The organism is Rhodoferax sp. (assembly GCF_023701345.1).
In the GTDB taxonomy this organism is placed as follows: domain Bacteria; phylum Pseudomonadota; class Gammaproteobacteria; order Burkholderiales; family Burkholderiaceae_C; genus Rhodoferax.
Map to the genome: position 1 here is coordinate 33,528 of NZ_JAMPXE010000013.1, position 9,098 is coordinate 42,625.

Here is a 9,098-nt window from a genome sequence, read left to right on the forward strand (position 1 = left end):
TTTTTCTTTCTGGGCCGACGCTTTGGCGAGTAAAAGAATAATGTATTTTCTAAACAATGAGTTTAGAATTGACGCTAATGTTAGCCCGCCATCTGCAAAAACACCTTGAGACCTTGTTGACGCATTTCCCTTGCGTGGTGCTCACGGGCGTGCGCCAGTGTGGCAAAACAACCCTGCTGCACACACTGGGCGACGACTGGCAACGTTTTGACATGGAAAACTCGGCCGACCGCCAGCAAGTGCTGGCCGACCCGGACTTGTTCCTGCGCCTGCACCCGCAAAGATTGATCGTGGATGAAGCGCAATTGGCACCGCCCTTGTTTGTAGCGCTGCGTGTGGCCATTGACAGCAATCGCTCGCAAAAAGGCCGGTTTTTGCTCTCGGGCTCCAGCTCACCCCAACTGGTAAGTCAGATTTCGGAAAGTCTGGCCGGTCGCGTGGCCCGGGCGGAAATGGCGCCCCTGTCTTTATCGGAAGCCTGGCAACAGGCGCCATCAAAGCTCTACAGCTTGCTCACCCACGGCGCCCCATTGGCAGACATCGTGGCCGCCGCTGCACCCAACTTGAGCGCACAACAGGTGAGTGACTACTGGTTTGTCGGCGGCTACCCTGAGCCCTGGCTAGGCACCAGTGACGAATTCCGTGCACTTTGGCAGCGCAATTACCTCGACTCATATTTGCTGCGTGACATCGCCGCTTTGTTCCCCGGGCTCAATCGGGATCGCTTTCGCCAATTCATCACCTTGCTGAGCCAGCATTCCGGCAACATCCTCAACAACGCCGATATCGCCCGAACCCTGGGCGTGAGCGAACCCACGGTGCGCGACTGGCTGGGCATCGCCAATGACACCTTCTTGTGGCGGCATATTCCCGCATGGGACCAGTCCACCACCAAGCAGTTGGTGAAACATCCCAAAGGCTATCTGCGCGACAGCGGCTTGCTGCATCGCTTGCTGCGTATTCCTGATGCGCACATGCTGCGAACGCATCCGGTGGCGGGCAAGTCGTGGGAGGGCATGGTGGTGGAAACGCTGCTCAGAGGGTTCGAAAATGCGGGGCTTGAAGTGCAGCCTTTTCATTACCGCACCCGTGGTGGTGCAGAAGTTGACCTGATCCTGCAAGGTCGGTTCGGCCCCAGTGACCTGCTGCCCGTTGAAATCAAGCTCACCCAGCAAGGCGACAAACGTGCGCTGCGCGCACTGTCGGAATTTGTCAGCACACACGACTGTCCCTTGGGCCTGGTCATCAACAACGACGAACGCCCGCGCTGGCTGGATGAACGCATTCTGTCCATCCCGGCGGCCAGTCTGTAAACCCGGCCATTCATCTTTTTACTCAAGTCCATCAACCCGCAAGCTGCAAACCCATGAAAAAACTTCTTCCCATCACCCTTGTGGCCGCCACCCTGTCTTTTGCCATGGCATCTCACGCCGCCGATGCCACGCTGGAGGCCTCAGCCAAGGAAGCCGGCGCGGTGGTCACCGCCAGCGGTCTGGTCTACAAGTCGGTCAAGGACGGCAGCGGCGCCAGCCCCAAGGCCAGCGACACCGTCAAGGTCAACTACCGTGGCACCTTCCCCGATGGCAAGGAGTTTGACAGCTCCTACAAGCGCAACCAGGCGATTGAATTCCCGCTGGGCAACGTCATCCCGTGCTGGACCGAAGGTGTGCAGCGCATGAAGGTCGGCGGCAAGGCCAAGCTGACCTGCCCAGCAGCCATCGCCTACGGCTCGCGCGGCGCCGGTGGTGTGATTCCGCCCAACGCCACGCTGCTGTTTGAAGTCGAATTGCTGGCCATCAACGGCAAGTGAGTGCGACGCGTGACGCGACCCTGAAACGTCAAAACCCTTGAAAAAGATCGCGCCAACCCCATCTTCAGCAGTAGAGGCTCGCAGTCATGGGGACTGCGGGCCGCTCACCCAAGACACTGTTGAAGAAGGAGAATCTCATGAATGCACTGATGACGCGTGGCGGTCTGTTTGACGACTTTTTCCGCGATGTTGCTCCTGGTTTTTACATCAAACCGCTGCATGGCGACGCCCTGCCGACGCCGGCGCAAATCAAGGTGGATGTCAAGGAAAGTGGCGATGCCTATACCGTCCAGGCCGAAATTCCGGGCGTGCCCAAAGAAGACATCCAGGTGGCGGTGGAGGGCAATGTGGTGAGCCTGCGCGCCGAGATCAAGCAGCAGGACAGCACCGGCGAGGACGAAAAAACCCTGCGCAGCGAGCGTTATTACGGCGCCGTGTCGCGCAGCTTCCAGCTGGCCTCTGACATTGACCAGACCCAGGCCAAGGCCAGGTACGACAATGGTGTGCTGACGCTCACGCTGCCCAAGAAACAGGCCATGAGCGGCGCGCAACGCCTGACCATCGAATAAGTTAGAACCGGAGAATCTTGCCCGGATTCATCAGGTTGTCGGGGTCCAGCGCCTGCTTGATGGCGTGCATCATGGCAATGGCACCGGCACCGGCCTCCTGCACCAGGAAGTCCATCTTGTGCAAACCGACGCCATGTTCGCCAGTGCAGGTACCGCCCAGTCTGAGCGCACGCTGCACCAATTGGCTGTTGAGTTGCTCGGCGGTGGCGCGCTCCTGAGCCGAATCCGGGTCGATCAGGTAACCGATGTGGAAGTTGCCGTCGCCGACGTGGCCGACCAAAAAGTAGTTCAGCCCGCTGGCTTGGGCTTCGGTCACCGAGTCCAGCAGAGCGTCAGCCAATTTTGAGATCGGCACGCAGGCATCGGTGGTGATGACTTTGCAGCCCGGGCGTGACTGGATCCCGGCAAAGTAGGCGTTGTGCCGCGCCGTCCAGAGCTTGGTGCGCGCCTCGGGCGTGCTGGCCCACTCAAAGGTCTGGCCGCCAAAATCACTGGCAATGGCCTGCACGGTCTCGACCTGTTCCTGCACACTGGCGGGCGAGCCGTGGAATTCCATCAACAACATGGCGCCCTCGCGCAGGCTCAAATTCGAGTGCTTGTTGACCATGCGGATGGTGTTGGCATCAAGCAGCTCGCAGCGCGCAATCGGCACGCCCATCTGGATGATATGGATGGTGGTGTTCACTGCCGACGCCAGGCTGTCAAACGAGCAGGTGGCGGCCATCACCGCCTCGGGCAGCGGGTAGAGCTTGACGGTCACTTCGGTGATCACGCCCAGCGTGCCCTCGGAGCCCACCAGCAGCCGGGTCAAGTCGTAACCCGCGCTGGATTTTTTGGCACGGGTACCGGTGCGCAGTACCTCGCCCTGGGCCGTGACCACCTCGAGCGCCAGCACGTTCTCCCGCATGGTGCCGTAGCGTACCGCGTTGGTGCCGCTGGCGCGCGTGGCGGCCATGCCGCCCAGCGTCGCATCGGCACCAGGGTCAATCGGGAAAAACAGCCCGGTGGACTTGACGGCCTCGTTGAGCTGCTTTCGTGTCACCCCCGCTTGTACGGTCACCGTCAAATCTTCGGCGTTGATGGCCAGCACCTGGTTCATGCGGCCCACATCCAGGCTGATGCCGCCCTGCACCGCCAGCAAATGACCTTCCAGCGATGAGCCGACACCAAACGGAATCACCGGCACCTTGAATTGCGCGGCCAGTTTGACGGCATCCGCCACATCCTGCGTGCTTTCGGCAAAGACCACGGCGGCGGGCGGCGGCACGCTGAAAGACGATTCGTCGCGGCCATGCTGCTCGCGCACCACCAGTGCCGCTGAATACTGCTGGCCAAAGCGCTCAGACAAGGCTTGCAGCAAGGCTGCGGGCGCGGGGCGGCTGTCAATTTCCGGGTGCAATAAGGGGGCAGGTGCGTTCACGATGGGTCTCCGTCATAATCGTTCATTATGCTCAATTGCGCCATCACAAGCGCGCAAAATGAAGCGCCATTCCATTTTTTTAAGAGTTCACCCATGGGCAACCGACTGACACAAATCGCCACCCGCACCGGTGACAACGGCACCACCGGCCTGGGTGACAACACCCGTGTTTCCAAAAACAGCCTGCGCGTGCACGCCATGGGCGACGTTGACGAGCTCAACTCCAACATCGGCGTGCTGCTGTGCGAAGCCATGCCGGACGATGTGCGCACCCTGCTGGTCGAGATCCAGCACCAGTTGTTCAACCTGGGCGGCGAGCTGTCGATTCCGGGCTTTGAACTGCTCAAGGCCGATGCCGTGCTGGCGCTCGACAACGCACTGGCGCAGCACAACAAAACCCTGCCGCGCCTGCAGGAGTTCATCCTGCCGGCAGGCACCCGCGCCGCCTCTTTGGCGCATGTCTGCCGCACGGTGGCGCGCCGGGCCGAGCGCGCCGTGGTGGCACTGGAAAGCCAGGAAACGTTAAAGGACACGCCCCGGCATTACCTCAACCGCTTGTCAGACCTGATGTTTGTGCTGGCCCGCGTGCTCAACCGCTACCGCACCGACGGCAGCGTGGGCGATGACGTGTACTGGAAGAGCGAGCGGATTTTGCAGGCGGGTTAAAGCTTTTCGGTCTCGCCCGATTTGGGTTGCCACTTCATCAGGTGTTTTTCCACCTTGCCGACCAAACCGTCGAGCACCAGCGCAAAAGCGGTCAACACCACGATGCCGGCCATCACGGTGTTGATGTCAAAGCTGCCCTCAGCCTGCAAAATCAGATAACCCACGCCCTGGCTGGAGCCCAGGTATTCGCCCACCACGGCACCCACAAACGCCAGACCGACACTGGTGTGCAATGAGCTGAAGACCCAACTGGTGGCGCTCGGCAGGTAAACGTGGCGCAGCAACTGGCGCGCATCCGCCCCCAGCATGCGGGCATTGGCCAGCACCACCGGACTCACTTCCTTGACGCCCTGGTAGACGTTGAAGAACACAATGAAAAACACCAGCGTCACCCCCAGCGCCACCTTGGAGCCCATGCCCAAGCCAAACCAGACCGAGAAAATGGGCGCCAGAATAATGCGCGGCATGGCGTTCATGGCCTTGATATAGGGCTCCAGAATGCTTGATGCCATCGGTGCCAGCGCCAGCCACAGGCCGCCACCCAGGCCCAGGCCAGCCCCTATCGCAAAGGCCATCATGGTCTCCGCCAGCGTCACGCCCAGGTGCTGGTAGATGTCGGCATCGGTGACAAACCAGGCCCAGATGCGTTCGAACATCTTGAGCGGCTCGCCAAAGAAAAACGCGGCCTGGCTGTCGTTGTCAAACATCATAGGCGGGATCAGGCCCGGCACCGTCATCACATGCCAGAAGGCAAACAGCGCCAGCAGCAGGCCAACTTGCCAAAGCCACAGGGTGTTCTGCCGTGGTTTGATGAATTTCCACATAACTTCAGGCCGCTTTCAACTGTTGTTGATAGCCCTTGAGCACCTCTTCGCGCAGCACCGACCAGATGGCCTGGTGCAGTTGCAAAAAACGTGGCGAGGTCTTGATCTCGGCCACATCGCGCGGACGCTCGATGTCAATGGTGAAGTCACCAATCGGGCGGCTGCCGGGACCGGCGCTCATCACCACCACACGGTCGCTCATGGCAATGGCTTCGTCGAGGTCGTGGGTGATGAACAACACCGCTTTTTTCTTCGCCTGCCAAATCTCAAGCAACTCGTTTTCCATGAGCTGGCGGGTCTGGATGTCGAGCGCCGAGAAGGGCTCGTCCATCAGGATGATGTCGGGGTCGAGCACCAGGGTTTGCGCCAGGCTGACGCGCTTGCGCATGCCGCCGCTCATCTGGTGCGGGTAGCGGTCGCCAAAACCGCCCAGACCCACGCGGCGCAGCCAGTCATTGGCCTGGGCGGCGGCGTCGCGCTCGGCCACGCCATGAAACTGCAAGCCCGCCGACACGTTGGCAAGCGCAGTGCGCCAGGGCATCAGGCTGTCGGCCTGAAACATGTAGCCGGCGCGCTGGTTGATGCCCACCAGCGGCTGGCCAAACACGCTCACCGAGCCGGTGCTGGGAATGAGCAGGCCGGCACCGACGTTGAGCAGCGTGCTCTTGCCGCAGCCAGTGGGCCCGACCACGCTGACAAACTCGCCTGCGGCCACCGTCAGGTCCACCTGCTGGACCGCGGTGTAGCGCTGACCGGGCTGGTCCTTGCTGACAAAGGTGCAGGCCACATCCTGCAACGCCAATGCAGCCGTCATGTCAGCCCTTGGGGTACTTGGCGTTGGCCTTTTTGACGAAGTCGTTGGTGTAGACCGCCATCAAATCCAGCTTGGCAGCGGCCAGCTTGTCGTCCACGCTAGCCAGCGCCCTGAAGGCGGTTTGCGCGCCTTTGTCGGGAATCATGCCGTCTGGCGACAAGGCGCCCTTGGCCGCCAAAAAGGCGTCGATGTAGACCGCACGGTCGCCCAGCAAAAAGCCCTCGGGCACGGCCTTGATGATCTCTGCTGCGCCCGCCTTCTGAATCCACTTGTTGGCGCGCACCATGGCATTGGTCAGCGCTTGCGTGGTGTTGGGATTTTTGTCGATGAAGGCTTGCGGCGCGTACAGGCACCCGGCGGGCATGGGGCCGCCAAAAACCCGTTCGGACTCGGCCACATTGCGGGTGTCCGACACAATCCGGAGGTCGCCCGAGCGCTGCAGCAGCGTGATGACGGGGTCCAGGTTGCTCATCGCATCGATCTGGCCCGAGCGCATGGCGGCCACCGCGCCATTGCCGGTACCGACACCAATGATGCTGACGTCGCCGGGTTTCAGGCCCACCTTGGCCAGCGCAAAATTGACCATCACATTGGTCGAGCTGCCCGGTGCCGACACGCCCACCTTTTTGCCCTTGAGGTCGGCCACCGTTTTGAAGTTGGGCATGGTTTTGGGGTTGACGCCCAACACAATCTGCGGCGCCGCGCCTTGCAGCACGAAGGCGCGCATGGGCTGGCCCTTGAACTGCATGTTGATGGTGTGCTCGAACGCGCCAGACACCACGTCGGCACTGCCGCCCACCACCGCTTGCAGGGCCTTGGAGCCACCGGCAAAGTCAACAATGGTCACGTCCAGCCCTTCAGCCTTGAAGTAGCCCAACTGCTCGGCAATGGTCAGCGGCAGGTAATACAGCAGGTTTTTGCCGCCCACCGCCAGCGTGAGCTTGGGTTTTTCCAGCGCTTGCGCCAGCGCCCAATGGGGCAAGGTGGCGGCAACCAGGCCGCCGGCAATCAGGTGTCTTCTTTGCATGGGTTTGTCTCCTGTTAAATATAAAAAAGCAGGGTATCTGAATGCACCCTGTCAGTCGCAAATCATAACGCGTGAGGCTGAGCCGCATGGGGTCGTGTTCTGAGCCAAATAATCGCCGCCCCCGTCAGCGCCACCGGGATCAGGGAACCCGCGTTGAGCAGTTGCCAGCCCTGGGTGGTGACCAGCACGCCCGAGGCAAAAGAACTCAGCGCTGTGACGGCAAAAACAAAGAAGTTGAGCGCCCCTTGCGCCCGGTCTTTCTCCGCTGGCGTATAGGTTTGCAAGGACAGCGTGGTGCTGCCGGTGAACAGAAAGTTCCAGCCGACACCAAGCAAAAACAGGGCGATCAGGAACTGGTGCAACTCAACGCCCGACAGAGCCACGACGATGCACGCGGCATTGAGCAGAACCCCCACGCCCATGATCGGCAGCACGCCAAAGCGCTTGATCAGGTGGCCGGTGAAAAAGCCCGGGGCAAACATGCCGATCACATGCCACTCCAGCACCAGCGCCACGTCAGAAAATGGCAGGCTGCACTGTTGCATGGCCAGCGGCGTGGCGGCCATCAAGAGGTTCATCACACCAAAACCCAGCGCGCCGCAGGCCGCCGCCACGATGAAGACGGGCTGGCGCATGATTTCACGCAGGGGCCGGCCCTCGTCATTGGCTACTCTGACCGGTGTCGCCGGAAAAGTGATGAAAGCCAGCACCGCCATGGACAGCAGCGCGACACCGGCCAGCGCCAGGTAAGCGCCCATAAAGGGCACCTCCGTCAAGGTGCGCGTTTGCGCGGCCAGGTTCGGCCCGGCGACAGCGCCGATGAGGCCACCGGCCATCACCATCGACACCGCTTTTTCTTTGTAGCCGACCTTGGCCAGCTCGGCGGCGGCAAAGCGGTACAGGTTGGCATTGGCGTTGTAATAGCCGGCAATCACCGTGGCCGCGCAGAGCAGCCAGAAGTTGTGGCTCCAGGCGGCATAGGCGCACAACAGCGCACTCAAACCAGCCACCACCAGGCCCATTTGAAACGCCGCCTTTCGGCCAAAGCGGTGCTGGCTTTTGGCCACCAGACCGGTCGAAAACGCGCCGCCCACCACATAACCCATCACCGGCAGTGTGGCCATCCAGCCCAGCGGCGCCAGGCTGAACCCGACCAGGCCGTTGATGGCGATAAAAGTGACGTTGTTGGTCAGGAAAAGGCCTTGGCAGATGGCCAGTAGCCAGAGGTGTCGGTTCATGGGTGGACAGCAAATATAAGTAAATGATTATAAGAGGCAGGTATTGGTCGCCAGCATTGTTTTTTGTGAATTGCTTGACCTGCATCATTTACTTGAACGGCAGGCTTGGTTAATCTTGAGGGCTTGACTTTACCTGTACTTGAACGGCATTTTTCCCATCTTTATGACTACAGTTGCTGATTCCCCTCATCCATCGCGACCGGGCGCGGCTCCGGCGGCAGGCTTGGAACTGGTGTGCCCGGCCGGCAGCCTGCCGGCGCTCAAGGCCGCAGTGGACAACGGCGCAGATTGCGTCTACCTGGGCTTTCGCGATGCCACCAATGCGCGCAATTTTGCCGGCCTGAACTTTGACGAAGCCGCCATCGAGGCGGGCATTCGCTACGCCCATGACCGCGGCCGCAAGGTGTTTGTGGCGCTCAACACCTACCCGCAGGCGGCCAAGGCCGAGCTCTGGCAGCGCGCCGTGGACCGGGCCGCCCACAGCGGCGTCGATGCCGTCATATTAGCCGACCCCGGCATGATGGCCTATGCCGTCAAACACCAGCCGCAACTGCGCCTGCATTTGTCGGTGCAAGGCTCGGCCACCAACTACGAGGCGCTGGACTTCTATTACCAGCACTTTGGCATTGCGCGCGCCGTGCTGCCGCGCGTGCTCTCCATCACCCAGGTCGCCCAGGTGATCGAAAAAACCCCGGTCGAAATCGAGGTGTTCGGCTTTGGCAGCCTGTGC

10 protein-coding genes are annotated in these 9,098 nt (G+C 61.0%); 5 read left to right on the top strand and 5 right to left on the bottom strand.

The genetic code is table 11. The annotated features are described in order from the left end of the window. The first annotated feature begins 77 nt into the window (after positions 1–77). The 3 genes from NDI87_RS03320 to NDI87_RS03330 all read left to right on the top strand — a co-directional run bounded on the left by NDI87_RS03320 (position 78) and on the right by NDI87_RS03330 (position 2,379). Positions 78–1,313 carry an ATP-binding protein gene (locus NDI87_RS03320; RefSeq protein ID WP_296273383.1) on the top strand — a complete coding sequence of 412 codons (1,236 nt, stop codon included), beginning with the start codon at positions 78–80 and terminating at the stop codon, positions 1,311–1,313. Positions 1,314–1,366: 53 nt separating this feature from the next. After that, positions 1,367–1,810 carry an FKBP-type peptidyl-prolyl cis-trans isomerase gene (locus NDI87_RS03325; RefSeq protein ID WP_296273384.1) on the top strand — a complete coding sequence of 148 codons (444 nt, stop codon included), beginning with the start codon at positions 1,367–1,369 and terminating at the stop codon, positions 1,808–1,810. A 137-nt stretch (positions 1,811–1,947) separates the two neighbouring features. Beyond that, positions 1,948–2,379, top strand: coding sequence for an Hsp20/alpha crystallin family protein (locus tag NDI87_RS03330; RefSeq protein WP_296273385.1), 432 nt, complete (start codon positions 1,948–1,950; stop codon positions 2,377–2,379). 1 nt (position 2,380) lies between these two features. Here the strand turns inward: NDI87_RS03330 and NDI87_RS03335 are convergent, their stop codons facing one another. Then, the gene (locus tag NDI87_RS03335) at positions 2,381–3,799 is read right to left on the bottom strand and encodes an FAD-linked oxidase C-terminal domain-containing protein (protein WP_296273386.1); all 1,419 of its coding nucleotides are present in this window, start codon (positions 3,797–3,799) and stop codon (positions 2,381–2,383) included. Positions 3,800–3,892: 93 nt separating this feature from the next. Between NDI87_RS03335 and NDI87_RS03340 the strand changes: the two genes are divergently transcribed. Then, positions 3,893–4,465: a cob(I)yrinic acid a,c-diamide adenosyltransferase gene (locus NDI87_RS03340; RefSeq protein WP_296273387.1), complete on the top strand. Its 573-nt coding sequence runs from the start codon at positions 3,893–3,895 to the stop codon at positions 4,463–4,465. Here NDI87_RS03340 and NDI87_RS03345 read toward each other — a convergent pair. The 4 genes from NDI87_RS03345 to NDI87_RS03360 form a co-directional block, all read right to left on the bottom strand. Then, complete coding sequence (locus tag NDI87_RS03345) at positions 4,462–5,289, bottom strand: ABC transporter permease (RefSeq protein ID WP_296273388.1); 828 nt, start codon at positions 5,287–5,289, stop codon at positions 4,462–4,464. The two genes, NDI87_RS03340 and NDI87_RS03345, sit on opposite strands and share 4 nt — an antisense overlap. Before the next feature lie 4 nt (positions 5,290–5,293). Next, positions 5,294–6,103 carry an ABC transporter ATP-binding protein gene (locus tag NDI87_RS03350; protein WP_296273389.1) on the bottom strand — a complete coding sequence of 270 codons (810 nt, stop codon included), beginning with the start codon at positions 6,101–6,103 and terminating at the stop codon, positions 5,294–5,296. A gap of 1 nt (position 6,104) precedes the next feature. Next, the gene (locus NDI87_RS03355) at positions 6,105–7,130 is read right to left on the bottom strand and encodes an ABC transporter substrate-binding protein (RefSeq protein ID WP_296273390.1); all 1,026 of its coding nucleotides are present in this window, start codon (positions 7,128–7,130) and stop codon (positions 6,105–6,107) included. Between the two features lie 62 nt (positions 7,131–7,192). Then, on the bottom strand, positions 7,193–8,368 hold the full coding sequence (locus NDI87_RS03360) for an MFS transporter (protein ID WP_296273391.1): 1,176 nt from the start codon (positions 8,366–8,368) through the stop codon (positions 7,193–7,195). Between the two features lie 163 nt (positions 8,369–8,531). On the opposite strand from NDI87_RS03360, the gene NDI87_RS03365 reads away from it, so the two are divergent. Next, positions 8,532–9,098: peptidase U32 family protein (locus NDI87_RS03365; protein WP_296273392.1), on the top strand; the 567-nt coding region annotated here is incomplete at its 3' end.